This window comes from Egicoccus sp. AB-alg2, from assembly GCF_041821065.1.
In the GTDB taxonomy this organism is placed as follows: domain Bacteria; phylum Actinomycetota; class Nitriliruptoria; order Nitriliruptorales; family Nitriliruptoraceae; genus Egicoccus.
Genome location: NZ_JBGUAX010000003.1, coordinates 26807 through 52869, shown reverse-complemented (window position 1 = coordinate 52869; position 26063 = coordinate 26807). Strand labels below are relative to the sequence as shown.

At 73.5% G+C, this 26063-nt stretch carries 26 protein-coding genes; 2 read left to right on the top strand and 24 right to left on the bottom strand.

Features of this window, described 5'->3' with window-relative positions:
* Positions 1-9: 9 nt before the first annotated feature.
* Positions 10-891: a hypothetical protein gene (locus ACERM0_RS05580; protein ID WP_373677552.1), complete on the top strand. Its 882-nt coding sequence runs from the start codon at positions 10-12 to the stop codon at positions 889-891.
* Complete coding sequence (locus ACERM0_RS05575) at positions 888-1415, top strand: helix-turn-helix domain-containing protein (protein WP_373677551.1); 528 nt, start codon at positions 888-890, stop codon at positions 1413-1415. The genes ACERM0_RS05580 and ACERM0_RS05575 overlap by 4 nt, the downstream gene beginning before the upstream one ends.
* An 81-nt stretch (positions 1416-1496) precedes the next feature.
* On the opposite strand, the gene ACERM0_RS05570 is transcribed toward ACERM0_RS05575, so the two are convergent.
* The 24 genes from ACERM0_RS05570 to ACERM0_RS05455 all read right to left on the bottom strand — a co-directional run bounded on the left by ACERM0_RS05570 (position 1497) and on the right by ACERM0_RS05455 (position 26058).
* Positions 1497-2342, bottom strand: coding sequence for a GNAT family N-acetyltransferase (locus tag ACERM0_RS05570; protein WP_373677550.1), 846 nt, complete (start codon positions 2340-2342; stop codon positions 1497-1499).
* 49 nt (positions 2343-2391) lie between these two features.
* On the bottom strand, positions 2392-3399 hold the full coding sequence (gene tsaD, locus ACERM0_RS05565) for a tRNA (adenosine(37)-N6)-threonylcarbamoyltransferase complex transferase subunit TsaD (RefSeq protein ID WP_373677549.1): 1008 nt from the start codon (positions 3397-3399) through the stop codon (positions 2392-2394).
* Between the two features lie 27 nt (positions 3400-3426).
* Complete coding sequence (gene rimI, locus ACERM0_RS05560) at positions 3427-3915, bottom strand: ribosomal protein S18-alanine N-acetyltransferase (protein WP_373677548.1); 489 nt, start codon at positions 3913-3915, stop codon at positions 3427-3429.
* Positions 3912-4634, bottom strand: a complete 723-nt coding sequence (tsaB, locus tag ACERM0_RS05555) for a tRNA (adenosine(37)-N6)-threonylcarbamoyltransferase complex dimerization subunit type 1 TsaB (RefSeq protein WP_373677547.1) — start codon at positions 4632-4634, stop codon at positions 3912-3914. Before tsaB ends, rimI begins: the two co-directional genes overlap by 4 nt.
* Complete coding sequence (gene tsaE / locus ACERM0_RS05550) at positions 4631-5134, bottom strand: tRNA (adenosine(37)-N6)-threonylcarbamoyltransferase complex ATPase subunit type 1 TsaE (RefSeq protein ID WP_373677546.1); 504 nt, start codon at positions 5132-5134, stop codon at positions 4631-4633. The genes tsaB and tsaE overlap by 4 nt, the downstream gene beginning before the upstream one ends.
* Positions 5135-5207: 73 nt before the next feature.
* Positions 5208-5858 (bottom strand): uracil-DNA glycosylase family protein, encoded by a 651-nt coding sequence (locus ACERM0_RS05545; RefSeq protein ID WP_373677545.1) that lies wholly within the window; start codon positions 5856-5858, stop codon positions 5208-5210.
* A 151-nt stretch (positions 5859-6009) separates the two neighbouring features.
* Positions 6010-7011, bottom strand: coding sequence for a P1 family peptidase (locus ACERM0_RS05540; protein WP_373677544.1), 1002 nt, complete (start codon positions 7009-7011; stop codon positions 6010-6012).
* A gap of 85 nt (positions 7012-7096) precedes the next feature.
* Positions 7097-8215, bottom strand: coding sequence for an alanine racemase (gene alr / locus ACERM0_RS05535; protein ID WP_373677543.1), 1119 nt, complete (start codon positions 8213-8215; stop codon positions 7097-7099).
* Positions 8212-9822: an NAD(P)H-hydrate dehydratase gene (locus ACERM0_RS05530; RefSeq protein ID WP_373677542.1), complete on the bottom strand. Its 1611-nt coding sequence runs from the start codon at positions 9820-9822 to the stop codon at positions 8212-8214. The genes alr and ACERM0_RS05530 overlap by 4 nt, the downstream gene beginning before the upstream one ends.
* Positions 9819-11654: a glutamine--fructose-6-phosphate transaminase (isomerizing) gene (gene glmS, locus ACERM0_RS05525; RefSeq protein WP_373677541.1), complete on the bottom strand. Its 1836-nt coding sequence runs from the start codon at positions 11652-11654 to the stop codon at positions 9819-9821. The genes ACERM0_RS05530 and glmS overlap by 4 nt, the downstream gene beginning before the upstream one ends.
* 153 nt (positions 11655-11807) lie before the next feature.
* On the bottom strand, positions 11808-12758 hold the full coding sequence (locus ACERM0_RS05520; RefSeq protein ID WP_373677540.1) for a phosphotriesterase: 951 nt from the start codon (positions 12756-12758) through the stop codon (positions 11808-11810).
* The gene (locus ACERM0_RS05515) at positions 12755-13693 is read right to left on the bottom strand and encodes a shikimate dehydrogenase (RefSeq protein ID WP_373677539.1); all 939 of its coding nucleotides are present in this window, start codon (positions 13691-13693) and stop codon (positions 12755-12757) included. The genes ACERM0_RS05520 and ACERM0_RS05515 overlap by 4 nt, the downstream gene beginning before the upstream one ends.
* A gap of 5 nt (positions 13694-13698) precedes the next feature.
* Complete coding sequence (locus tag ACERM0_RS05510) at positions 13699-14643, bottom strand: NAD(P)-dependent oxidoreductase (protein WP_373677538.1); 945 nt, start codon at positions 14641-14643, stop codon at positions 13699-13701.
* A complete protein-coding gene (locus ACERM0_RS05505) occupies positions 14640-16097 on the bottom strand; it encodes a UTRA domain-containing protein (protein WP_373677537.1) in 1458 nt (485 codons plus the stop codon). The genes ACERM0_RS05510 and ACERM0_RS05505 overlap by 4 nt, the downstream gene beginning before the upstream one ends.
* A 29-nt stretch (positions 16098-16126) precedes the next feature.
* A complete protein-coding gene (locus ACERM0_RS05500) occupies positions 16127-16507 on the bottom strand; it encodes a cupin domain-containing protein (RefSeq protein WP_373677536.1) in 381 nt (126 codons plus the stop codon).
* Positions 16504-17391: a sugar phosphate isomerase/epimerase family protein gene (locus ACERM0_RS05495; protein WP_373677950.1), complete on the bottom strand. Its 888-nt coding sequence runs from the start codon at positions 17389-17391 to the stop codon at positions 16504-16506. Before ACERM0_RS05495 ends, ACERM0_RS05500 begins: the two co-directional genes overlap by 4 nt.
* Positions 17391-18905 carry an FGGY-family carbohydrate kinase gene (locus ACERM0_RS05490; protein ID WP_373677535.1) on the bottom strand — a complete coding sequence of 505 codons (1515 nt, stop codon included), beginning with the start codon at positions 18903-18905 and terminating at the stop codon, positions 17391-17393. Before ACERM0_RS05490 ends, ACERM0_RS05495 begins: the two co-directional genes overlap by 1 nt.
* Positions 18906-18918: 13 nt before the next feature.
* Positions 18919-19485, bottom strand: a complete 567-nt coding sequence (locus ACERM0_RS05485) for a glucose-6-phosphate isomerase family protein (protein WP_373677534.1) — start codon at positions 19483-19485, stop codon at positions 18919-18921.
* Positions 19482-20444 (bottom strand): alcohol dehydrogenase catalytic domain-containing protein, encoded by a 963-nt coding sequence (locus ACERM0_RS05480; protein ID WP_373677533.1) that lies wholly within the window; start codon positions 20442-20444, stop codon positions 19482-19484. Before ACERM0_RS05480 ends, ACERM0_RS05485 begins: the two co-directional genes overlap by 4 nt.
* Positions 20441-21466, bottom strand: coding sequence for a Gfo/Idh/MocA family oxidoreductase (locus ACERM0_RS05475; protein ID WP_373677532.1), 1026 nt, complete (start codon positions 21464-21466; stop codon positions 20441-20443). Before ACERM0_RS05475 ends, ACERM0_RS05480 begins: the two co-directional genes overlap by 4 nt.
* A gap of 18 nt (positions 21467-21484) precedes the next feature.
* Entirely contained in the window at positions 21485-22414 is a 930-nt protein-coding gene (locus tag ACERM0_RS05470; RefSeq protein WP_373677949.1) for an ABC transporter permease, read from the bottom strand.
* Between the two features lie 103 nt (positions 22415-22517).
* Positions 22518-24002 (bottom strand): sugar ABC transporter ATP-binding protein, encoded by a 1485-nt coding sequence (locus ACERM0_RS05465; RefSeq protein WP_373677531.1) that lies wholly within the window; start codon positions 24000-24002, stop codon positions 22518-22520.
* Between the two features lie 15 nt (positions 24003-24017).
* The gene (locus ACERM0_RS05460) at positions 24018-25232 is read right to left on the bottom strand and encodes a sugar ABC transporter substrate-binding protein (protein WP_373677530.1); all 1215 of its coding nucleotides are present in this window, start codon (positions 25230-25232) and stop codon (positions 24018-24020) included.
* 67 nt (positions 25233-25299) lie between these two features.
* Complete coding sequence (locus ACERM0_RS05455; protein ID WP_373677529.1) at positions 25300-26058, bottom strand: SDR family NAD(P)-dependent oxidoreductase; 759 nt, start codon at positions 26056-26058, stop codon at positions 25300-25302.
* Positions 26059-26063: the final 5 nt, after the last annotated feature.

The window sequence follows — 26063 nt, the reverse complement described above, 5'->3', positions numbered from 1 at the left end:
CTCCTGACGGTGGGTCTCTCGGCGCTCCTGGTGGCTCCCGCGGCCGCCGACGCACCACGCGAGGCGACGGCGTCCGTCGTGGCCTCCTCCGCGGCCGACCACGGCGACACGACGCCCGGCGGTGAGGTCGTCGACGAGGGGCTGGTCGACGACCGGCTCGTCGGCGACCTGACCGGCGAGGCGGGGGCCGGTGACCCCATGGCCCACGATGCCGCGCCAACCGACGCTCCGCCGGGCGCGGTGACCGACCTGCCGGCGCCCGGGGTCCCCGAAGGCCCGGCACCGTCGGCCGACGAACCGGCCGACGAGCCGGCCGACGAGGCGGCCGACGAGCCGGGGGGCGGTCCGTCCGGCCGGTCGTCCGCCGGGTCCTGCCACGCGCTGACCCGGCTCACGCCCGACGCCGTGGAGGGTGACCCGTTCGCCGTCAGCATCACGGCGCAGACACGCGACGCCGGCGTGCCCGGCTGGGTGGCCGTGCAGTGGGAGGTCGATCCGGCGGTCCAGGCCGCCCGGGTGTTGCTGACCCACCGCGACGGCAACGTCGCAGAGGCGACCGACCCCTATCGCGGCTTCGCCACCGACGTGCTCGAACTGACGCTGTGCGGTGCTCGGCCCGCGTCGCCGAACGACGACCACGCCGGCGGTGAGACCGACCTGCCGGCCGCCGACCCGACGGCGTCGCCGGACGCGCCCGCCGTCGGTGCCGAGGGCAACTCGCGCGACGGTGCACCGACCCTGCCGGCGACCGGCCCGGCCGAGCGGCCGCGCTGGCTGGCGGGCACGGGCCTGCTGACGCTTGCCGGTGGCCTGGGACTGCTGCGCGCCGCAAGCCCGGCTCGACGTGCACGCCGAGGTCTTCGTCGACGCGCTGGAGGGAGTGCGGCATGAGCGACACCTCGACCCCTGCGGCACGACTCGGCTGCCGGCTGCGCGACATCCGCCGCCAACAGGGCCTGTCGCTCGCGGACGTCGAAGTCCGTAGTGACGGCGTGTGGAAGGCCGTCGCCGTCGGCGCGTACGAACGCGGGCAACGCAATCTGACGATCGCCCGGCTGGCGCAACTCGCGCACTTCTACGGCGTCCCCCTGCAGGACCTCCTCACCCCGGTGCACCGGCCGGAGCCCGTCGAGCATGCCGCGGGGGCGTCGGTCCGGCGCCATGTCCTCGACCTGCGCCGCCTCGAGGACGGCGAGGGCACGCCCGCACCGGTGCGCGCCACGGCGCGGTTCGCCGCCGACGTCCGGCGTCGCCGCGGCGACCACAACGGCACCCTGCTGACCGTGCGGCGCGACGACCTGCACACGGTCGCCGTCGCGAGCGGTCACGAGCCGCTACAGCTGCTCGACAGCCTGCGCAACCACGGCGCCGTGCTGCCCGACCCGGCGGCTGCCGCGGAGGAGCGCACCGCCTGACACCCTGGCCCACGCCGGGCCCGTCGGCACGTTCGCCCCCCCGGGCTCACGTGACCGCCGACCGTGTCGCGGACGTGGGCCTCAGGAGCGCACGGCCAACCGCCAGGCCTCGCGGTCGACGAAACCGGCGGCGAGGTAGGCGGCGTGCGCCGCCGGGTTGTCGGCACGGACGTGCAGCGTGATCCGCCGACCGCGTGGCCCCTCGGCCAGGGCGGCACGGACGGCGGCGGCCACCGCGGCGCGCCCCAGCCCCTGGCCCCGCGCCTCCGGCGCGGCCACGATGCCGGCCAGCTGGACTCCCCAGCGGCGCGACGACACCGACCGCTCCAGCTTGAACACCGGCTTGCCGACGGGGCCGACGCAGTACGCCAGCCCCTGCCGCACGCTGCCCTCCAGACGCTGCCGGTAACCACGCCAGCCCAGCCGGCCGGGATCCGGACCGAAGTGGTCGTCGACGTGCAGCTGCACGGCCAGATCGGCCAGGACGTCCAGATCCGCGGCCTCGGCCCGCCGCAGGCCCGGGTCGGGCAGCTCGGTGGGACCGGGAACCCGGTCCACGTCGACGACGAAGAACCGTTGGTCGTGCACGATCAGCGCCGGGTCGGGCGGGGTGTGGTGCAGCACGGCGTCGCCGGTGGCGCGGTCGCCGACCAGCAGCCGCCAGCGGCGGGCCGGACTGCCGGCCTCCTCGATGACGCTCGCGTCGCCGCAGGGCACGACGAGGCGGTTGGGGAACACGACCGCGGCCGCCCACCGGTGGTCGTCGGACGCCAGCCGCAGCGACGCGACGCCCTGGGCCTCGATGACCGAGAGCGCGAACATGTGACGGGTGGCACCGCCGACCTCGCAGGGCCACTGTTCGAGCCGGGACACGATCGTCTCCAGCTCACCCGCCCCGGCGCGCCGCCACCGCAACCGCCGCAGCATCACTGGCTCCCCCGTCGCAGGTGCGGCCGCCCGGACCGCGGGTCGTGCATCATCCGGCCAGCGGCAGGTTGGGGTCGACGCCGAGCTCGAGGTCGGCGACGACGCCGGCGGCCAGCTGGTTGGCACCGGACGCGGCCACCATGGCCCCGTTGTCCGTACACAGCGGGATCGAGGGCACCAGCAGGCCCAGCCCGGCCTCCTCGCAGGCCTGCTGGAAGCGGGCCCGGAGGCGGCTGTTGGCGGCCACGCCGCCGGCCAGCACGACACGTTCGAGGCCCTGGTCGCGGGCGGCTCGCAGGGTCTTCTTCACCTGCACGTCGACGATCGCCTCCTGGAACGAGGCGGCGACGTCGGCCAGGTCGGGTTCCTGCCCGGCGGCCTCGAGCTTGCGCAGGTAGCGGATCACGGCCGTCTTGAGCCCCGACAACGACAGGTCGTAGGTGTCGTCGTGCAGCATCGCCCGCGGGAAGGCGATCGCCTGGGCGTCACCCTGCCGCGCCAGCCGGTCGATCTCCGGCCCACCTGGGTAGCCCAGACCGATGAACCGGGCGATCTTGTCGAAGGCCTCCCCGGCGGCGTCGTCGATGGTGGAACCGAGCTGCCGGAACCGGCCGTCCTCGCCCATCGCCACGATCGAGGTGTGGCCGCCGGACACGACCAGCGCCGCCAGCGGCGGTTCGAGTTCACCGTGCTCGAGCTGTGCCACCTCGACGTGGGCGCGCAGGTGGTTGACACCGACCAGCGGCTTGTCGTGGGCGAGCGCCAGACCCTTCGCGGCGGACACCCCGACGAGCAGCGCGCCGATCAGCCCGGGCCCCGCCGTGACGGCGATGGCGTCCACGTCGGAGAGGCGACAGCCCGCCTCCACGAGCGCATGGTCGATGGTCGGCAGCAGCGCCTCGAGGTGGGCGCGAGCGGCGACCTCGGGCACCACCCCACCGAACGGCGCATGCAGGTCGACCTGGGAGGCGATGACGTTGGCGCGCAGGGTGAAGCGGTCCTCGACGATGCCGACGGCGGTCTCGTCACAGGACGTCTCGATCCCCAGTACCAACACGTCAGTCCGTCCTCGTTCGCCGGCTCGTCACCGCTGCGCACCGCCGGCCGAGGCGTGCTGCCACATCAGCAGCGCGTCCTCGCCGTCGGGGTAATAGCGCGGACGCTGCCCCTCGACGGTGAAACCCAGTCGACGGTACAGCGCGATGGCCGGCACGTTGGAACGCCGCACCTCCAGGGTGACCCCGGCCGCGCCGGCGGCACGTTCCTGCACGATCAGCTCCTCGAGCAGCCGCCGACCGATCCCCCGGCCGCGCACGGCCGGTGCCACCGCGACGTCCAGGACGTGCACGTCGTCGAGCTGGCGCAGGCCCGCCACGAAGCCGACCACCTCGCCGCCGTCGGTGCGTGCGAGCAGGCAGCGACGGTCACCACGGGTGAGGTCGGCCGCCAGCTGCCGACGGGTGGACTCGGCCAGGCCGGGCAGGGTGCGGAGTTCGTGCAGGTCTGCCGGGCCGGCCGGCTCCACGTGCACCTCGACACGGCCGGTGCCGACGTCGGGCGCCGGCGGACTCACGACGCCTCGCCACCGCGGAGGCGGCCGCGCGTCTCCCAACCGATCTTCGCGTCGGCCTGACGCAGGTAGATCGGCAGCAGGTCCGTGGGCCGCGTGGTCTCCTCGCGCTCGAAGCGCGGGACCGCCAGCTCCGCGAGGTGCGCGGCGTCGGGGCTGGCGTCGAACAGGTCGGACGCGTCCACGCCGACGCGTCGCAGGTCGTCGCGGGCCCGGGCGAGCCCGTCGCCGATGACGAGGCAGTCCTCGCCGGCCGCCTCCAGCTCGGCCGCGAGCTGCGGCGGCGTGCCGACGCGCAGCTCGGTCTGGCGCTGCACCCCGCCGGGCACGGCGCGGTAGAGCGCCCAGAACAGCTCGCCACGGCGGGCGTCGATCACGGCGCAGATCAGCCGGCGGACGTGGCGGGCCTGGAAGGCGATCACGTCCAGCCCGGACAGGCCGACCACGGGCAGGTCGCGGGCGGCCGCGAACGCCTGCGCGGTCGCGATGCCGACACGCAGGCCGGTGTACAGCCCCGGGCCGAGGCCGACGGCGACCCCCGTCACGCGCTCGACGTCGACGCCGGCCTGCGTCAGGCAGAACCGGATGGCCGGCGCCAGGAACTCGCCGTGACGCCGCGCGACGCCCAGCGAGGCCGACGCGACCACGCCGTCGTTGCCGACCAGCGCCACGGAGGACTGGCCGGTCGAGGTCTCCAGACCAAGGACGAGCACGTCGGTCACCCTTCCACGCGCCAGGCGGCGCACGCGTCGGCGAGGTCCTCGAGCCGCCGCTGCCAGTGCGGCCCGGTCGGGCGCAGGCGCACGAGCCGGTCGCCGTCGAGGTCCTCGTCGTCGGCCAGCGTGAGCTCGACGTCCAGCCGGTCGTCGGGCAGCAGGGACGCCACGGCGTCACCCCACTCCACGAACGTGACCACGTCCGGCGCCAGCACCTCGTCGCCGAGGTCCAGGACGTCCTGCAGGCGGTCGAGCCGGTAGACGTCGCAGTGCACGATCGGTACGTCGGCCTCGGGATAGGTGCGCACCAGGGTGAACGTCGGCGACGTCACGCGGTCGTGGACGCCGAGCGCCCGGGCGGCCCCCTGGACGAAGCACGTCTTGCCGGCGCCCAGTTCGCCGCTGAGGGCGACGACGTCACCGGGCGCGAGCATCGGCGCCAGCGCGGCCGCGAGCTCGCGGGTCTGTTCCGGCGCCTTGGAGCGCAGCGTCAGCACGGGCAGCACGGCGGCGGTTCTCGTCAGGTCGGGGTCGACGGGCGGGGCGGCCGCCGGCGTCGTCGACGAGACGCGTGGGCCGCTAGGAGCCGACGGCCGTCCGGGACCGCAGCTCGGCCAGGGTCTGCGCGCCGGTCGGCAACCGCCCGTCGAGCACCGCCTTGGCGGCGGTGAGGTCGCGGCGGAGCGTCACCGCGGCTTGCGGCACGCCCCGGACCGCGTCGGCGGGGTGGTACGTCGGGATCAGCGTGATCCCCTGGATGTCCAGACGGTAGCCGGCCACGCGCTCGATGGAGACGGGACGGCGCAGCAGCACGCTGGCGGCGAACGAGCCCAGCGCCACGATGACCTCCGGGCGGACGAGCCGGAGCTGGGTGCGGAAGTGCTGGGAGCAGGCCTCGACCTCGCTGGCGGTGGCGGGCCGGTCGTCGCCCGGGCGGCACTTCACGAGCGTGGTCAGGTAGACGTCCTGCTTGTCCAGGCCGGCAACCTGCAACGCCTGGTCGAGCACGTTGCCGGTCCCGCCGGCGAACGGGCGGCCCTGGAGGTCCTCGTGCCGACGCGGTTTGGAGCCGACGACCATCAGCCGGGCGTCGAAGGGGCCCTCGCCGACCACCGGCGTCGTCCGGCCGCTGTACAGCTCGCAGGCCGTGCAGGCACGAACTGCTCGCTCGAGTTCCCGCTTGAGGCGGGCCGGTGACACGGCCGCCGGCGTCATCAGATCGCTGGCCACGCTCATCCCTCCCCACACCGGAAGGGGTGAGCCACCGACCGGTGCACCGTGTGCGACACGCTAGCGGGCGAGGCGCAGATGCGACGGAACGGAACGATGAGCGCGCAGTCGTCTCACCGAACGCTCACTCCTGCAAGCGTTCGATGCCGCGTCAGTGGCCGTCGGCGAGACCCGGAAGGCCACGACGGCCGGCCGCCAGGAGCGGACCGCGGCGCACCGCCTCGGCGACCGCCTCGGCGGCGAGGTGGGCGACCAGGTCGACGCTGGCGGTGACCTCGCCGGTGGCGAGGCAGAACAGCGCGTCGCCGTCCGACTCCGTGTGGGCCGGCCGCAGGGCACGGGCCAGCCCGGAGTGGCCGAGGTCGGCGACCCGGTGGGCGTCGCGCTTGGTCAGGCGGGCGTCGGTGACGACGCAGCCGAGCACCGTGTTGCCGCTGGGGCCGCCGGCCTGGCCGGCGCCGGTGGGGACGCCCTCCGGGCCGTCGTCGCCGCCGGGCGGTTCGTCGTCACGCGCGCCCAATAGCCGCCCGTCGGTCGGCCAGCGCGGGGCGTCGGCGGGCACCCGCGCCCGGGCGATCCAGCGACCGTCGTCGCCGACCACCTCGCCGACGGCGTTGTTGGCCACCAGGGCCCCGACCGTCACGCCGGCGGCCGACCGCACCGCGACGCCCTGCCCGCCGCGCCAGGCGTGCTCGAGCCCGGCGACCTTCGCGACCGTGCACCCCGCCCCGACGCCCACGCCACCCTCCGGCGGGTCGTCGGTCACCGCGGCCGCGCAGGCGGCGTAGCCCTGGTCCGGCCCCGGCCGCGCGGAGCGGACCATAACCGACTCGTCCAGCACGATCGCGGCCCCGACGATCGGCACCACGACGCCGGTACGCAGCCGGTAGCCGATGTCGCGCTCCTCGAGCCAGCGCATCACGCCGTCGGCGCTGGCCAGCCCGAACGCCGACCCGCCGCTGAGCACGACCCCGTGGCAGACGGTCACCTTGCCCGACGGTCCGAGCGCGGCGGCCTCACGGGTGCCGGGCGCCGCTCCGCGGACCGCCAGCGCACCGATCGTGCCCGCCGGCGGCAGCACGACCGTGCAGCCCGACACGCCGTCGGGTGAGGTCCACGTGCCGACACGGACGCCCGCCACACCCAGCGCCATGCGCCACTCCTCGTCGTCCGCTCGATACGTGCATCCTGGCGCGCACGACCACCGGGTCCGGATGCACGAACGCGCGCCGACGACGCTAGCGCTGGCCTGCCGGTGTGCGCGGCAGCCGTGCCGTGAGCTGGGTCACGATCTCGTAGGTGATCGTGTCCGCGTGGGCCGCCCACTCCTCGACGCGGACCCGTTGGTCGCCCTGCCGGCCGAGCAGCACCACCTCGTCGCCCACCTCGACCGGGTCGTCACCGCACCAGACCAGGATCTGGTCCATGCAGACCGTGCCGGCGAAGGGGCGGCGACGGCCGTGGATCAGCGCCTCGCCGAAGTTGGTCAGCGCTCGCGGCACGCCGTCGGCATACCCGAGCGGCAGCGTGGCGAGCCAACCGTCGGCCGGCGCGGACCACCGGTGCCCGTAGGACACCGAGGTACCCGCCGTCACCCGCTTGGCGAACGACACCTCGGTGACCAGCCGCAGGGCGGGGCGCAACCCGAACGCGGCCGCGTCGACGTCCTGGGCCGGCGAGAGTCCGTAGAGCGCGATGCCGGGGCGCACCAGGTCGTAGCGGGCGTCGGCGTGCAGCAGCGTGCCGGCGCTGTTGGCGGTGTGCCGCCACTTCGGCGCCGGCAGGCCCGCCCGGGCCGCACGGGCGAGGAACCGGTCGAAGCCCGCCAGCTGCTGCCGGGTCGTGTCCTGATCGGGCTCGTCGGCGCGGGCGAGGTGGGTGAAGACCCCCTCGACGCGCACCCCCTCGGCCGCGACGGCCTGGCGCAGCACGGCGTCCCAGTCGGGCTCGGGCACGCCAACCCGGCCCATGCCGGTGTCGACCTTGAGATGGACGGCGACCGGCTCGCCGCGCTCGCGCCCGAGCGCGTCCAGGGCCGCCAGCAGCGGCGGCCGGTAGACGGTCGGCGTCAGCGCCTGCGCGACCATCGTGGCGGCGGCCGCCACGGGCGGTTCGGCGAGCACCAGCACGGGCGCGTCGACCCCGGCCGCCCGCAGGGCCAGGCCCTCCTCGACCAGCGCGACCGCGAGCCAGGTCGCGCCCCCGGCCAGCGCCGCGCGGGCCACCTCCACCGCCCCGTGGCCGTAGCCGTCGGCCTTGACCACGGCGCACACCTCGGCGCCAGACAGTTCGCGCAGCCGGGCCGCGTTGTGGCAGATGGCGGCCGCGTCCACCTCGATGCGGGTCGGCCGGATCATGCGCGTGCCTGCCGTGGACGATGACCGGCCAGTTCGCCGAGCACGCCCGGCAGGGCGGCCAGCAGGTCGACGGCGGTCGCACGGGCGTCACACGCCTGCCCGGCCCGGACGCCGGCGGCGGCGTGCCACCAGACCGCCCGCGCGACCTGGCGTGCCACCTCGTCGTCGTCGGTGCTCGCCACGGCGGCGCCGACGACGCCGGCGAGCACGTCGCCGGTCCCGCCACTGCCCAGCGCCGGCCCGCCGTTGGGGGCGACCCAGACCGGCCCGTCGGGGGCGGCCACGATCGTGCCGGGGCCCTTGGCGACCAGCACGGCGCCGTAACGGGCGGCCAGGTCGGGGACTCGTACGACGCGCTGCCGCCAGGCGTCGTCGCCGTCCTCGCCGCCGCCGATGCGGGCGAGCTCGCGCTGGTGCGGCGTGAGCACCAGCGCGCCGGCGTGGTCGGCCAGCGTGTCGGGGTCGTCGCGGTGGACGTTCAGGGCGTCCGCGTCCAGCACGAGGCGGCGGGCGTGGCGACGCAGGTGCGCGACCACCGCGGCGGCACCCGGGCCGTGGCCGAGGCCGGGGCCGGCCACGACCGCATCGAACGTCGCCAGGTCCGGCAGGGCGTCGACCGCGTCGGGCGACAGCGCGCCGTCGTCGCCGGCGGGCAGGCCGTGGACCATCGCCGACGGGTGGTGGACCGCCACCTCGGCACGCACCGGCTCGGGTACGGCGACCGTCACCAGCCCGGCACCGGCCGCCAGCGCGCCGGCGCTGCACAGCGCGGCCGCCCCGGACGTGCCGACGGCGCCGGCGACGACCAGCACCACGCCGCGCTGGCGCTTGTCGGCCGCCGCGCCCAGCGCGACCGGCGCCGCACCACGGGCGGTGAGGGCCGACCAGCTGCCCGCGGGCGGGGCGTAGCACGGGCCGAGCCCGCCGATCGTGACGGTGCCGGCGTGTGCCGCCCCCGGGTGCAGCAGCAGGCCGCGCTTGAGCCCGCCGAACGTGACGGTGAGGTCGGCGACGACAGCGCCCTCCGACGCCCAACCGTCGTCGCTGCCGACGCCGGAGGGCACGTCACAGGCGACCACCGGCAGGCCCTCCTCGCGGGCGCGCAACAGCGCCGAGCACGCCTGACCGACCGCACCGCGCGGTGCGCCGGAGACGCCGGTGCCCAGCAGCGCGTCGACCGCGACGTCCGCCCATGCCAGGGCCCCGTCCAGTTCGGCCAGCTCCCACGACACGCGCCCGCCCGCGACCAACCACCGGTCGCGCATGTCGGCCGCCTCGTCGGACACCTCGGCGTCCGGGCCGTGGGTCGCGACCACCCAGGCCTGCGCCCCAGCGGCGGTCAGCCGACGCGCCGCCACCCACCCGTCACCGCCGTTGTTGCCGCGACCGACCAGGATGGCGACCCGCAGCCCGTAGCCGTGCCCGGCCAGCCGCAGCACACCGCGGGCCAGGTGCCCTCCGGCGCGCTCCATCAGCCCGTGCCAGGTGTCACCCGCCGCGACCGCGGCCTGGTCCCCCGCCCGCGCGGCCGCGGCGTCCAGCAGCGGCACGGCGTCCGCCGCGTCCTGGACGACGGCCGCGACCCCGCTGAGCGGGGGCAGGCTCACTCGACGGTCACCGTCTTGGCGAGGTTGCGGGGCTGGTCGACGTCCTCACCGCGCAGGGTGGCGATGTGGTAGGCGAACAGCTGTAGCGGCACGACCGACAGGATCGGGCCGGCCAGCTCGTGCGGCGCCTCCGGCAGCGTCAGCACGTGGTCGGCGTTGGCCTTCAGGTCGGCGGTCGAGCCCTCGGTGCCGATGGCCAGCACCGCCGCGCCGCGCGCGCGGACCTCCTGGATGTTGGACACCATCTTGCCGAACACGTGCCCGGCCGGTGCCAGCGCCACGACCAGCGAGCCCTCCTCGATGAGCGCGATGGGGCCGTGCTTCATCTCACCGGCGGCGAACGCCTCGGCGTGGAGGTAGCTGATCTCCTTGAGCTTGAGGGCGCCCTCGTAGGCGATCGGCAGCCCGACGTGACGGCCGATGAACATCGTGTAGTTGACGCCCTGGTACTGCTCGGCGAGCTCGCGGATCTGGCCGTCGAGTTCCAGCACCTGCTCGAGCGCCGGCGGGACCTGTTGCAGGCGCGAGAGGATGTCCTCGATCTCCGAGGCATACATGCGGCCGCGCTGCTGGGCGAGGTAGAGGGCCAGCAGCAGCCCCCCGATGATCTGGGTGGTGAACGCCTTGGTCGAGGCGACGGCCACCTCCAGGCCGGCGTGGGTGTACAGCACCCCGTCGGCCTCGCGGGCCAACGTGGAGCCGACGATGTTGCACAGCGCGATGACCGGTGCGCGCTGGTCCTTGGCGTGGGTGGCCGCGGCGATGGTGTCGGTGGTCTCGCCCGACTGCGAGATCGCGATCACCAGCGTGTGCGGGTCGAGGATCGGGTCGCGGTAGCGGAACTCGCTGGCCTCCTCGACCTCGACGGGAATGCCGGCCCAGTGCTCGATGGCGTACTTGGTCACCATGCCGGCGTAGCGGGACGTGCCGCAGGCGAGCACGAAGACCTTGTCGACGCGGCCGAACTCGCGCTCGTCGGTCTTGAGCTCGTCGAGGTGCAGGCGCCCCTCGTCGAAGCGGCCGAGCAGGGTGTCGGCGACCGCCTTGGGCTGCTCGTGGATCTCCTTGAGCATGAAGGTGTCGTAGCCCTGCTTCTCCGCCGCGCTCAGGTCCCAGTCGACCGTGTAGCGGTGCGGTTCGGCCGGCTTGCCCTGCAGGTCCACGACGTCGACGCCGTCGGGCGTGATGCGGGCGATCTGGCCGTCGAGGAGGGCCGCCACGTCCTTGGTGTGCTCGATCAGGGCGGCGACGTCGGAGGCGCAGTAGCCGACCCCGTCGGCATGGGCGACGATCAGCGGCGCCTCGTACTTGGCGACCACGATCGTGTCCGGGTCGTCGACCGCGACGAAGCACAGCGAGTAGGCGCCCTCGAGCCGGGCGACGGTACGGCGCACGGCCTCGAACAGGTCGGGCGTCTCCATCACCTCGAGCTCGGCCTCGACGAGGTGGGCGGCCACCTCGGTGTCGGTGTCGGAGAGGAACGTGGCGCCGTCGAGTTCGGCCTTCAGCACCTGGAAGTTCTCCAGGATGCCGTTGTGCACGACCGCGACCCGGCCACGCGGGCCGAGGTGCGGGTGGGCGTTGCCGTCGGTCGGGGCGCCGTGCGTGGCCCAGCGGGTGTGGCCGATGCCGACACGGCCGGCGGCGGGCTCGTCCCGCAGCGCGCTCTTGAGGTTGTCGAGCTTGCCGGCCCGCTTGACGACCTGCAGCTGGTCACCGTCGCGGACGACGACGCCGGCGCTGTCGTAGCCGCGGTACTCGAGCCGCGTCAGCCCGGCGACGATGCCGTCGACGGCGTCGTCACGTCCCGTGATGCCGATGATGCCGCACACTGCAGGGGCTCCTTCTCTGGTCCCGGACGTGGTCCCGGACTCCTCGACGCACCGGGCCGCCCGGAGGTTGCCCGGAGGGTAGCCGTCGCGGGTTCCCGTCCCGGGGGAGCCTGCCCGACCGCGCAGCCGGAACCTGCCGGACCCTGCCCGCCGCTAGCCGCGCCGAGGTACGGCGAAGACGCGCGCCGGATTCTCCACCAGCAACTGCTCGACCACCCGCTCACCACAGCGGACGGCGATGCGCGGCACGAACCGGCGGCCGAGGTAGGCCATGCCCGGCAGGCCTCCGCATGCCTCGAACGACGACCTTCGCGCGACGTCGCCCCCGAGCAGGAGCCCGTGGCCGCCGCCGCCCTCGACCACGACGGCGAGACAGTCCAGCAGCACGGAGTCGGGCCAGTACTTCGTGCGACCGGCACCGTCGTAGCCGAGCGTGACACCAGAGGCGATCAGTTCCAGGTGCAGACCCGGGTCGGGATTACGGTCGGCGTGTGCCAGCACGATGCGCCGGCGGTCCGCGCCGGCCCGCTCGAGGGCGTCCGCGGCTTCCCAGGCCGCCGTCCCGAGCTCCAGGTGGCACACGACGGCCACGCCGGTGCGCGCCTGCGCGACGCCGGCGGCTTCGAGCACGGCCGCCTCGAAGGCCCCGATCCGCCAGTAGTCCGTGCCCACCTTGATCACGCCGGCGCGGACGGTCGTGCCCACCGGGCCGTCGGCGAACGGGTCGACGAGCAGGCCCGCGGTGATCTCCGCCTCGAACACCTCGCTCAGGCGGGCCACGTCCCAGCGGCGGACCGGGTGGTCGTCGGGATAGTGCCCTTCGCGGTGCACGCCGGTGGCCGCGACGACGTGGACGCCCGTGCGGCGCGAGATCTCGGCGAGCCCGGTGGGGTCGCGACCCAGCCCGATCGGCGTGAGATCGACCAGCGCGTCGAAGCCGCTGTCGCGCAGGCGCGCGGTCTCCTCCGCGGACACGTCGACGTCGTCGAGTTCGTCGCCCGGCAGCAGCGGGGTCACCTGCAGCAGGTGTTCGTGGTAGTCCGTGCGTCCCAGGGACCTCGCCGGCAGGTCGCCGAGCACGGTGCGGACGACGCGGTCGGTCACGAGCGGACCACCGCCGCCTCGTCGGAGAGCCGCGCGAGGGTCGCGGCGTCGAGGTCGAGCCCGAACACGTCGGCGACCACGGCCGACCAGCCGTACACGAAGTAGCGCCAGCCGTCCTCGACCGTGAGGTTGCGGCCCTGCTGCTGGGCACGGGCCTGATGGAGGAAGTCGAGGTCGCCCCGGTAGTTGAGCTCCCACACCAGCCCGTCGCGGGGGAAGACGGCGGCGTCGCTGATCGGCGACCCCGGGCGGTCCTTGCCCATGCCGGTCGCGTTCACGACCAGGGACCCGTCGGGCAACTCGGCGCACAGGTCGTCGTCGACCTCGACGTCGGAGTTGGCGACCAGGTCCACACGGTCGAGGACGTCGAGCTGCGTCAGCACGCGACGGCACTCCTCGAGGCGCGCTTCGCCGCGGTTGACCAGGACGACACGGTCCGGGCGTCCGCAGGCGGGCGCCCCCGTCAGCAGGTGGACCGTGATCGCCAGTCCGGCGCCGCCGGCCCCGAGGCACAGCACGTGACCGCCGGTGCGCTCGAAATGACCGGCCGGGACGAAGTCCGCGAGCGACTGCCCCGACGTGATCGGGTCCTTGGCCGAGCCACGCAGCCGCCCGTCGCTCGACGCGATGCAGGACACTTCGCCGAGCAGCTCGGCGTACGGGTCGAGCTCGTCGAACAGGTCGCGGCACGCCTCGAGCAGACGCACCTTGTGCGTCGTGACCAGCGCCCCGCGGTAGCCGGGGTCCTGCGCCATCCGGCCGACCACCTCGCGGTAGGCCGCCGAGTCCACGTCGACGTCGAGGTCGATCGGGTCGAACACCACCTCGCCCAGCCCGAGAACGTCGGCCCATCGCGGGAACACCCGGTTGATCGACGACCGCGTGGCGGTCACGCCGACGAAACCGAAGGTCTGGCGACGGTCCGACTGCGACATGGTGCTCACTCCTCGGCTCGGGGCGGCGGGACGGGATGGCGCGGGGGGCGTCCCTCGACGAGCACCCGCAGGCACTCGTCGGCGGCCGCCGCACCCATGCGGTCGATCGCCTGCACGGTCTGCCCGGCCACGTGCGGCGTGACGGTCACGTTGGGGGCGTCGAAGAGGGGGCTGCTGGCGCCGTGCTCGTCGGCGAGGACGTCCGCGGCGAACCCGGCGAGCCGGCCGTCGCGGAGCGCGGTCGCGACCGCCGCCTCGTCCACCAGGCCGCCACGGGCGGTGTTCACCAACACGGCGCCGGGCCGCATCCGGCCGAGCAGCGCCGTGTCGACCAGTGGACGGTCCCCGGCCGGTGCGTGCAGGCTCAGCACGTCGCAGCTGGCCGCCAGCGTGTCGAGGTCCACCAGGTCGACGTCGGCGTCGGTCACCCAGGGGTCGTGCGCGGCGACCTCGGCGCCGAAGGCGGCGACCAGCCGCCCGACGGCCCGCCCGATGGCGCCGTACCCGACGATCCCGACCCGGCAGTCGGCCAGCTCGCGGCCGCGGCGCGGCGCCCAGTCGCCGGCCCGAACCGCCCGGTCGCCCGCCACGACGTGGCGGAGTGCGCCGAGCAGCAGAGCAAGGGTGTGCTCGGCGACCGCCCGGGTGTTCGCTCCTGGCGTGTTGGTGACGAGGACGCCACGGGCCGCGGCCTCGGCGCGGTCGACGCTGTCGACGCCGACGCCGTAGCGGGCGACCAGCCGCAGCCGTGGGGCGGCCCGCAGGTGCTCGCCTCGGATCGGGCCGGTCCCGGCGATCCAGCCGTCGGCGTCCGCGAGTTGTGGCCCGCACCTGGCGAGATCGTGGTCGGACGGGATCCGGCGCACCTCGACACCGGCCTCGCGCAGGCGCGCCTCCGGGTCCGCGCAACCTGACCCGAACGACCGCGACGAGACCACGACCACGGTCATCCCAGGGCCTCGTCGACCCGGGCCCGCACGGTCGTCGCCCGGCGTCGCAGCTGGGCGGCGTCACCCTCGACGACGGCGGGCACCGGGCACAGCGAGGAGCCGAGGTTCAACGCGAACGCGCCGGCGGCGAGGAACTCGGCCAGGTTCGTCTCGTCGACGCCGCCCGAGGGCATCAACGGGACCTTCGGCATCGGTGCGGCGAGCGCCCGCAGGTAGCCGGGCCCGCCCGCGGATGCGGGGAACACCTTGACCGGCGACCCCCGGGTGAGGCGGTAGGCCTCCAGCACCTCCGACGGGGTGTAGCCGGCCAGCACGACCGGCACGCCGAGGTCCACGCTGACCAGTTCCCGCAGCCGTGCCGGCGAAACGAGGAACTGCGCTCCCGCCTCGACCGCGCGGCGGGCGTCCTCCAGCGTCAGCACGGAGCCGGCCCCGATCAGGGCGTCCGGCACGCCGGCCCGAGCCTGTTCGATGGCCTGGAGCGCGTTGGTGCCCGTGAGCGTGAACTCGACGATCGACACCCCACCGTCAAGGAGCCCGCCGGCCACCGCCGCCCCGTCCCCGTACGACGGCGCGCGCACGACGGCGATGACGCGTTCGCGCTCGAGGTGCTGCCGGAAGCCGTCGCGGACGTCGGTCTCGGCCGTGGCCGGGATGGGCGGTGTCGCCGCGGCGATGACCGTCTGCTGGACCGGCTGGGCCGCCTTGCCGTCGACGATCTCGACCTCGAACCGGGTCCGGTCGGCCCGGTGCCAGGCGGCGAACCACTCCAGCGGCTGCCCGTCCTCGGAGCGGCTCGCCGATCGGAGCAGCAGCACCGGGGCGCCGGGCGGGATCCCGAGGTGTTCGGCGGCGTCCTCCTCGGCGGGCACCGCCTCGATGGAGCGGCGTCCCGAGTGGACGCGCAAGCCGTAGGCCTCCTCGAGGTGGGCGTAGAGCGAGCGGTCGGTGAGATCGTGCGCCTCCAGACCCGGGCAGCGCTCGACGGGGATGTACGTCGTGACGTAGAGCAACCGCCGGCCGTCGACCGAGCGCACGCGATCGATGCGCACGGCGCTGTCGACGCCCAGGAACTCGCGCACTTCGAGCGGCACCGGTGCGATCCCCTGGCGCACGACCTCGGTGGTCACCTCCAGTCCCATCCGGGTCAGGTCCTCGTAGAACCCCGCCGCCTGCTGGACGAAGCGTTCGGACACCTTGCTCTCCACGACGAAGCTGCCGCGGCCACGCTCGGTGTGGATGAAGCCGGCGCGGGCCAGGTTCTGCAGCGTCTGGCGCACGACGGACCGGGACACGTCGTAGCGCTCGCAGATCTCGTTCTCGGACGGCAGCAGGTCACCGGGGGCGTACACCCCGCCCTGGATGTCGGTGCGCAGGATCTGCTCGAGTTGGTGGTAGAGCGGCGTCGGGGAGGTCCGGTCGATCGTGCCGCCGTCGGCAACCGTGTCGGTCATCGGCAGGGTCCTTGGTGTCGAGGCGGGCGTCACGTCGCGTCCGGCACGATCGCAACGGCCAGGAGGGTGTCCTCCTCGACGTCGTGCCAGTCGTGGAGGGCGCCGGGGTGGAAGACGTAGGTCTCGGGGCCGCGGTAGGCCAGCGACTCGCCGCCCGGCAGCCCGAGCCGGCCGGCACCACGCACGACGTGGCAGAAGGCGAGCTTCGGGCTGGCGTGCATGACGAAGGAGCCGCCGGCGGCGATCTCTACCAGCTGCAGCTCGATGTCGCCGCGCCGCTCAATCTCGTGCAGGCGCACCCCGTTCAACGTTTCGCCGTTCCAGTCGGGCATCGGCGCGAACGCGGGCGCCTCGTCGACGACGACGCGGACGCCGCCGTCCGGCGTGGCGTCGAAGCGGGTGGTCCTCATTCGGCACCCCCGACCACGTCGGCCGTCAGGTGGCGCGTCAGGTAGTCGTGGGCGTGGCCGGCCAGTTCGTGCGAGTCCGTCCACAGGTCCCGCCAGACACCGAGCGCGGCCGCGAAGGCGGGCGAGACGACGGCGGACGAGAAACTCTCGAAGACGATCGGACCGCGGTAGTCGCTCTCGCCGAGGGCCGCGAACACTGGTTCCCACACGATGGACCCGGTGCCGAGGTGTCCACGGTGGCTCTCGCCGACGTGCACGTACCCCAGCCGGCCCGCCGTGGCCGCGGTGTGGACAGCCCGGACGATGGCACGTTCCTCGATGTTGGCGTGGTAGGTGTCGAGGTGGACCACGAGGTTGTCCGCACCGATCTCGTCGATGAGCGCCAGCGCCTGGTCGACGGTGTTGAGCACGTTGGACTCGTAGCGGTTGACCGGTTCGAGCCCGATCGTCACGCCGCTCGTCGCGGCCTCGGACGCCAGCTCGCGCAGGACGCGAACGGCGTTGGCTCGGCCCCGCGTGGTAGCCGGTCGGGTGTACTTGCCCATCGCGCTGTAGATCGGTCCGCCGAGGTAGTCGGCCCCCAGGCGGGAAGTGACCTCCAGCGCGTCGATAAGCAGACGCGCGCCCCGCTCGACCGTGCCCGCGTCGGTGGACGAGATGTCGGTGTCGAAGTCGAGCCCGAGCGAGCAGCTGGCCGTGATCCCCGCCGCGCCCAGCGACGCGCGGGTCGCAACGGGGTCGACCTCGGCGGGTTCCAGCAGCGGGACCTCGAGCAGGTCGTAGCCGACGGCCGCAGTGCTGCGGCAGGCGGCGTCGATGCTGGCCGAGTCGGCGGCGGCGGTCCACACCAGGGCGTGGACGCCGAGCAGGTTCGTGATGGGCATCACGTGGTCTCCGCGAGTCGGTCGAACACGGGGCCGAGGGACTCGGCCATCACGCGGTAGGCGGGCTGGAGCGCCACGTAGCGGGCGTGACGGTGGGGGTCCGGCCCGACCGCGTCGCCTGTCGCCTGCCAGCGCTCGATCGTGGCCTGCGCGTCCGTCACGTGGCCCGTGGCGATCGCGGCGATCAGCGCGTCGCCGAGCACACCGCACTCCTGCACGAGGGTCGGGATCCAGTCGATGCCGAGCACGTCGGCCTTGATCTGGTTCCAGAGGACACTGGCGGCGCCGCCGCCGAGGGCGCGGGCCTCGGTGACCCGCTGCCCCCCGGCCTGGTCGGCCAGGCGCACCCACTCGGCGTACTCGAACGCGATGCCCTCGAGCAGAGCCCGGTACAGGTGTGCCGTGCTGTGGCGGCTGGTCAGCCCCACCCAGCTGCCGCGAGCGTGCGGCGCCGGTGGCAGTACCCGGCCCTGCAGGTGGGGGAACCACAGCAGCCCCTCGGCGCCGACGGCCACGTCCGCGGCCGCCTCGTCGAGCTTGCGGTAGGCCTCCGGATCGCCAGCGAGGTGCGTGGCGATCTCGTCCCGGAACCAGCGCAGGGCCAGCCCGCCGCCGTTGATGAACGCGAGGTTGACGAACGTGCCGGGTACCACCCCGCGCGTCGCCATCATGGTGTGGGCGGCATGGTCGGGGTGGAAGCCGTCGACCCCGATCGCCAGGACGCTCGCGGTGCCGGCGAGGTCGAACGCCCGTCCAGGTCCCACGACGCCGGCACCGAGTGCCGCGGCGGCGGTGTCCCCGGCGCCGGCGGCGACCGGTGTGCCCGGGGCCAGACCGGTGGCCGCGGCCGCGTCCGGGGTCAGCTCGCCGACCACGGCCGTCGGTTCGACGATCCGCGGGAGGACCTCGGGGTCGACGCCGAAGAGCTCGAGCAGCTCGTCGGACCACGTGCCGGCCGCGGTGTCGGCGAGGTTGGAGAAGTGGAGGTAGGTGTGGTCGACGAACGCGTCGTCGACCGACAGCCCGCATGCGCGGGCCGCGACGAACGAGCCGATGGGCAGGAACCGGCGGATGCGGCGGTAGACGTCGGGTCGCTCCTCGCGCCACCACAGCAGCTTGGGGCCGTGGCAGTAGGTCGGCGGGCAGCCGGCCAGCGCGACCACCCGGTCGGCGTGTTCCGACATCCGCTGGATGTAGGGCTCGCACCGGGTGTCCAGCCACGAGTCGTAGTGTGTGGCTGGGCGGAAGCCGGCGTCCGCGGTGCCGATACCCGACATCTGCCCGGAGAAGGCGATGGCGGCCACGTCGTCCGCCCGTCCCGAGGCAGCGACGGCCTCGTGCACCACACGATGGGCAGAGGCCTCGATGCGCAGCGGGTCCTGCTCGACCCATCCCGCACGGGGACGCTCGAGCGGCACCTCCTCGAACGCCTCGCCGAGCAGGCGGCCCTCCTCGTCCACCACGGCCGCCTTGCTGCCCATGGTGCCGAGGTCGCAGCCGACGAAGACGACCACGTCCCCCGCCTCCCTAACGCGTGCGGTAACGCGGGTTGGCGACGACCTCGGGACGGCCGTCGTCACCGCGTACGACGATCTGCGGGAATCCCTGCTCCTCGATGGTCTTGTAGTCGTAGCCGGCGTCACCGATGTAGGTCGCCAGGAACACCAGCGGCTCGTCGCCGACGTTCACGCTGCGGTGGGCCCAGCCACCCGGGATGTAGTTGATGCTGCCCGGACGCAGCGGCTCCTCCCGATGCTCGCCGTCCTCACGGGCCAGCAGCAGCAGCCCCTCGCCGGCCAGTCCGACGTAGATCTCGGACCGAGTCCACGTCGCGTGGAAGTGGCCCTTGGTCATGTGGTACTCGCGTCCGACCGTGCCCGGCTCGATCACCGTCGTCGACGAGGCGATCTCGTCGTTGGTCGCCGGCACCGGGATGGCCGAGACGCGGTAGATCAACCGGTCCTCCATCCCGTCCCCGTCGAGGTAGTAGCCCTTCATGTCGGCGAGACGCCGTTCGGCGAGGTCGCGCTCGGGCTGCAGCGCGCCGGTGCGCAGGTCGGCCCAGGTCGTGAAGGGGTCCTGGTTGGGGATCATCGGTCGTCTCCTGCGAGGTCGATGACGGTGCGGAGGTGCTGCCGCTCCGCAGGGGTCGTGACGGCGGTCACGGCGCCGTCGAGGTCGGTGCGAACGACGGGAAACCGGTCGAGCGGGACCGAGCCACCGGACACGAGGGCGATGGCCTCGCGGTAGTCGCGCAGGCCCGAACCGGTGCTGCCGACGAGGTCGAGGTGGCGGTAGTGCACCACGTTGGCGTCGACGTCGGCGCCGCCGGGAGTGCCGGCGAAGGCGTGGACCACACCGCCCTCGGCGACGTGCTCCAGAGCCCATCGCAGCGGCTCGGCCCCGGGGGCGGTGACCACGATCGCCGAGACCGGCTCGCCCAGTACGGCGGCAGGGTCCTCGTCGGGTCCGAGGACGGCGTCAGCGCCGAGCCCAGCCGCCAGCCGCCGGCGCCCGGGGCTGCGTTGGCACACGGCCGTGCGATGGCCAGCGGCTTGCAGGACCCAGGTGGTCAGGATGCCCATGGCGCCACCGCCGACGACCACGGCCGGGCCGGTCACCGAGCCCAGCCGGTGGTGGGCGTGCACGCAGCAGGCCAGCGGTTCGAGTAGCGGCGCGAGTTCGAGCGGCACGCCGTCCAGCGGTACGGCATGGTCGCGCGGCACCACCAGCCGGCCGGCCAGTCCGCCGTCACGGTCGATCCCCAGCGACCACTTCCAGGGGCACCGGTTGGTCTGCCCGTGCAGGCACCACGGACACTGTCCACAACCGACGTCGGGGTGGACCCCCACGGCGGTGCCGTCGGCGAGCCTGCCGGCGACCTCGTGGCCGGGCGTGCGGCCCGGCGGCAAGCCGCAACGGACGAGCTTGCGATCGGTGTTGCACACGGCGGCGACGGCGACGTCCACGAGGACCTCGCCTTCGGCGGGCACGGGCGGCTCGACCACCTCGATGGTCGCCGCGCCCGGCCCCACGATCCGCAGTGCCCTCACGCCGGGAGCACCTCCGCCAGCGCCACGGGTTGTCCGGTCGCCATCGAGCGGTTGGCCGCGGCCACCGTGGCGAGCGCCCGCACGCCGTCGGACGCACCGGTGAGCGGTGCCTCCTCGCCCCGGGCGACGGCCACGAAGTGACGGTCCTCCTCGCGGTAGGCGTCGGCGAAGAGCGTCCGCCACGACCGCACTGGGTCCACCTCGCCTCCCCCAGCGCGGACCAGCAGCGGCCCGCTGGTCGGCCCGCCGACCAGCACGGTGCCCTCGGTGCCGTACACCTCGACGCGGGCGTCGTAGCCGTAGTCGGCGGGGCACGCACCGTCGAACTGGCCCATGGCACCGTCCGACAACTCCAGGGTCGCCACGAGGGTGTCGACGAAGCCGGGGTACCGCTCGGCGAGGTCGGGCCGCTTGGCCGCACGCCCGACGGCGAACACGCGCGTCGGTTCCTGCCCGGACAGCCAGCGGATGGTGTCGATGTCGTGCGAGTTCACCTCGGCGACCAGCCCGCCGGAGACGCTGGTGTCCCAAGCCCACTCGGGCGGCAGTCCCGGCCCACGGCCGGTGGAGCGCACCAGCACCGGCTTCCCGATGTCCCCGGCGGCTATCCGCTCGGCGGCGCGTCGGAACCCGGCGTCGAACCGGCGCATGAACGCCATCAGGAAGACCGCGCTGGACTGCTCGGCCGCGTCGGCCATGGCGTGGGCCTCGTCGAGGGTGGTGGCCATGGGCTTCTCGCACAGCACGTGCTTGCCCGCCTTCAGGGCCGCGACCGCCGTGTCGGCATGGGTGAACGTCGGGGCGCCGATGACTACCGCGTCGACCCGGTCGTCGGTCACGGCCTCGGACGGGTCGGCGAAGGCCCGGTCCACGCCGAGTTCGTGTGCGGCGGCCTCCCGAGCCTGTCGATCGGGGTCGGCCACGCCAATCAGCGTCGCCCCGGGGACCCCAGCAGCGAAGTTGCGTCCGTGCACCATGCCGGCGCGTCCGGCGCCGACGAGCACGACTCGAAGTGCGGTCATCCGATGTCTCCCTGGCGGCTAGGCCGCGGCCGCGGCGCGTCGACGCCACTGGTCGATGGCGACCACCACGACGATGATCAGACCCGTCACGACGCGCTGCCAGAAGTCGGACACGCCGAGGATGTTCAGGCCGTTGGCGAGCACCGCGATGATGAAGATGCCCACGACCGTGCCGCTGACTCGCCCCTCACCACCGAAGAGCGCCGTGCCACCGATCACGACCGCCGCGATGGTGTCGAGCTCCATCAGGTTGGCCATCAGGGCGTTGGCGGAGTTGAGGCGACCGGCGAGCAGCATCCCGCCGATCGCGGCGAGGGTTCCCGAGATCACGTAGACCAGCAGCTTCGTCCGGTCCACGTTGACGCCGGACACGTGCGCGGCTTCGCGATTGCCACCCACGGCGACGATCGAACGTCCGAGCGTGGTCCTGTTCAGCACGAACCACCCGAAAGCGCAGCAGGCGGCGGCCACGATGATGATCATCGGCAGCCGGCCAAGGCTGCCCGCACCGAGCGTGGAGATCAGCGGCGGCATCCGACGGCCCTCGACGGCCTGGCTGAAGTCGGGCACGGGCAACCCACCGGTGAACAGCAGCGCCACGCCGCGGACGGCCGTGAGCGTGCCGAGCGTCGCGATGATGTCGGGCACCTTCCACTTGGTGATCGCGAGGCCGTTCAACATGCCCACGAGAAAACCGGACAGCAGCCCCAGCCCGATCGCGGCCGCGGACGGCATACCGGCATGCGCATAGGCGATGCCCATGACGCTGCCGGCCAGGGCCGCCGTTGCCGCAACGGACAGGTCGATGCCTGCGGAGATGATCACGAGCGTCTGACCGACAGCCAGCACGAGCACCACCGAGTACTGGCGCAGGATGTTGATCAGGTTGTTGAGGGTGAGAAAGCTCGGAGACGCGAGCGAGAAGATGATGATGAGAACGGCGAGCATCACCAACGCGCCGCCGAGTCCACCGGCGCCGACGGTCGCTCGGCGCACCACACCTCCGGCCCGCCCCAGCCGGCCCCCCGCGGTGGTGGTGCCAGACACCTGCTCAGACATGGACGCCTCCCGCGCTCGTCATGATCTGGTCCTCACTGCTCGTCGGCGGCAGTTCTGCGCTGATGCGTCCATCGGCCATGACCAGCACGCGATCCCCCAGAGCCTTTGCCTCTCGTAGCTCGGAGGTGATGTACAGGATCGCCACGCCGTCATCGGCCAGTTCGCGCACGAGGCGGAAGACCTCTTCCTTGGCCCCGACGTCGACACCGCGCACGGGATCGTCGAGGATCAGGAAGCGGGCTTCGCAGCACAACCAGCGCGCCAGCAACACCTTCTGCTGGTTGCCGCCGGAGAGGTTCGCCACCGGCTGGTCCACCGACGGCGTGCGGATGTTGAGCGCTTCGACGTAACGCTCCCCGAGCCGGCGCTCCTCGGCGCGGTCGTGCAGTGGGCCTCGACCGAGCCGACGCAACGACGCCAGCACGATGTTCTGCGCGACCGTCATACGGGGGACCAACCCGGCGGCGCGGTCCTCGCCGACATACCCGACGCCGGCGGCGATGGCGTCCTGCGGCGAGCGGAGTCGGACCTCGCGCCCGAACAGCTCCAGCTTGCCCTCCGTGGCGGGTTCGATGCCGAACAGGGTGTTCGCCAGACGGCTCCGACCGGCGCCCACGAGCCCGAAGACCGTGACCACCTCGCCCGCCCGCAGCTCGAGATCGAATGCTCGCAGCCGCGGTGGGCGGCCGACGCCGCGGGCTCGGAGCACCACCTCGGCGTCGGTCGCGGTTCGACCTGCAGGTGGTTCGTCGAGGGTCACGCTCTGACCGACCATGCGTCGCGCCAACTGTCCCTCGTCGACGCCGGCGACCTCGAGGTCTCCGACCCGCATGCCGTCGCGCAACACCGTCACGCGGTCACAGATCTCCAGGACCTCGGGCAACCGATGCGAGACGTAGATGACGGCGACCCCGTCGCCCGTGAGATCACGGATGACCTGGAACAGCCGACGCGACTCGCGATCCGACAGGGCCGAGGTCGGCTCGTCGAGCAGCAGGATGCGGACATCCGTCGACAGGGCCTTGGCGATCTCCACCAGCTGCCGCTCCGCCATCCCCAACGTCGAGGTGCGGGTGATGGGGTCGAGGTCGAGACCCACCCGCTGCAGGTACGGCCGGGCCTCCTCCTGGGTTCGGCCGAGATCGACCAGGCCACCACGACGCGCCCACCGGCCGAGCAGCACGTTCTCGCCGATGGACATCGACGGCACCAGCGACAGTTCCTGGTAGACGATGCCGATGCCGCGGGCGCGGGCCTCGCCCGGCGAACCGAACCCGACCGGCTCGCCGGTCAGGAGCATGCGCCCCGCGTCCGGCATCTCAGCTCCCGCGATGATCTTCATGAGCGTGGACTTGCCGGCCCCGTTCTGGCCGAGCAGCCCGTGGACCTCACCGGCGTCGACGGTCAGGTCGACGCCGGTGAGCGCCTGCACACCCGGATAGGACTTGCTCACCTCGCGAAGCTCGAGCAGTGGCACGACCGTCCCCCGTCCTCAACGCTGGCAGTTGGCGACGATCTCGTCCCAATCGATCTCCGGCAGCGCAGGGTCGGGGTAGAAGTCGTCGGCGTTCCCGGCATAAACGGTGCGCGGACGGATGTCCTGGAATTGCGGCACCTCGATGCCGCAGGCGAGCTGGACCCCGAACGCGGTGCCGAACCAGCCCCACTCCGCGAACCCGTGGTGGGTCTCGGCGACGATCCGCCCCTCGCGGATAGCGTCCACCGACTCCGGCGTGACGTCGTTGGTGAAGATCGCGACAGAGCCTTCTTCGTGGGGGGTTTCACCGCCGCTGTCGTCCAAGCGGTTGGCGCGTTCAGCGGCGGCAGCCGCGCCGAGCCCCATCTCGTTGGACGCCGCCCAGATGAAGTCGAGCTCCTCCTCACCGAAACGGCTCAGGAACGTCTCCGCGGCAGATGTTCCCTGCTCGCGGTTCCAGTCCGCCGCGATCGGCTCGGCGACGATCTCGATGCCGTCGACCTCCCCGATGGCCGCGTCGAAACCGTCGAGGCGGGCTTGCGAGAAGAAGGTGCCGGCGATGCCCTCGATGATCGCACCGGACGCCTCGACCTGGCTCAGGTCCGCGTCCTCGTAGACCGATCGCCACCACTCGAGATCGAGATAGCCGTCCTCCGGCAGGTCGACCTGTTCGCCTTCCCCGAGCACGCCGGGCCCGCCGAAGTAGTCGAGGACGGCATAGCCGGACACCTCCGCGGCGTCGCTGTTGTTGAACCCGACGTACGACGCGATGTCCACGCCCTCGAGCTCCTCGAGGAGGTTGACCATGATCACGGGGATGCCGGCGGCGTTCGCCTGCTGGATCGCCGGCAGGATCGCCTCGGTGTCCGCGGGCGAGATGGCGATCACGTCCACGCCGACGCTGATGAAGTCTTCGACGATGGCGAGTTGATCGGCGAAGTCCGTGTGCGTCGCCGGCGACCGGGTCTCGATCTGCACGTCGATCCCGTGCTGCCCGGCCTCCTCGGCCGCCTGCTCGAAGAAGCTGGTCGCCGTCTGGAAGACCCCCGTGACGTCGGGGGGCGTCCAACCGATCCGGATGGTGCCCTCGATGCCGCCGGCCGCCTCGCCGTCGGTCGCCCCGCCTTCGGTGTCGGCACCCTCCCCGGCCGGGTCGGCACCCGCGTCCTCGGTCGCGCCCGGATCGGTCGTGTCACCGCCGTTGCCGCAGGCGGTGAGTGCCAGTGCCATGGCGAGACCGCCTCCGGCGGCTCGCGTCCTCCACGTTCTCATGATGCGTCTCCCATCGCTGCGGTGGTCATCGGGCCGTGTAACCGCCGTCGATCACCAACTCGGAACCCGTCAGGAACCCGACCTCTCCCCCGACGGTGAAGGCGATCGCAGCGGCGATCTCCTCGACCCGACCGAGCCGTTTCGCCGGCCGGGAAGCTGCGAGCGTGCGGGCGTGCGCCGCCGGGTCCGGCGCCGCGTCGATGGCCTCGCGGACCAGCGGCGTCTCCGTCGTCCCCGGGCAGACCGAGACCGCGCGGATGCCCTGGTCGGCGTGGTCGATGGCCAGGCTGCGGGTGAGCATGACCATGCCGGCCTTGGACACGTTGTAGGCCACCTGACCCGGCACGGCGACGAGGCCTGCCTCGCTGGCGACGTTGACGATCGTGCCGCCGCCACCGCGCGCCATGACCGGGATGGCCTCACGGGCCAACTGGAAGGCTGCACGCAGGTTGATGCCGAGCACGCGGTCCCAGGTGGCGTCGTCGGTTTCGACGGCGGTGGCCAGGGTGTGCACGCCGGCGTTGTTGACCAGGGCGTCGAGGCGACCGAACCGCTCGACCGTCGCTGCGACGAGTCGCGTGGCCGCATCGGACGCGGCGAGGTCGACCCTCGCCACGTGACCTCGATCCCGCAGGACGGCGGCGATCTCGTCGGCGCGCCGGTCGTCCTGGCCGGTGGCGACCACGGACCAACCATCGGCATGGAGTCGTTCCGCCGTGGCGCGGCCGATGCCGCTCGTCGCGCCGGTCACCAGCGCGACGCGCCGTGCGTCCTCTCCCGCCATCCCTA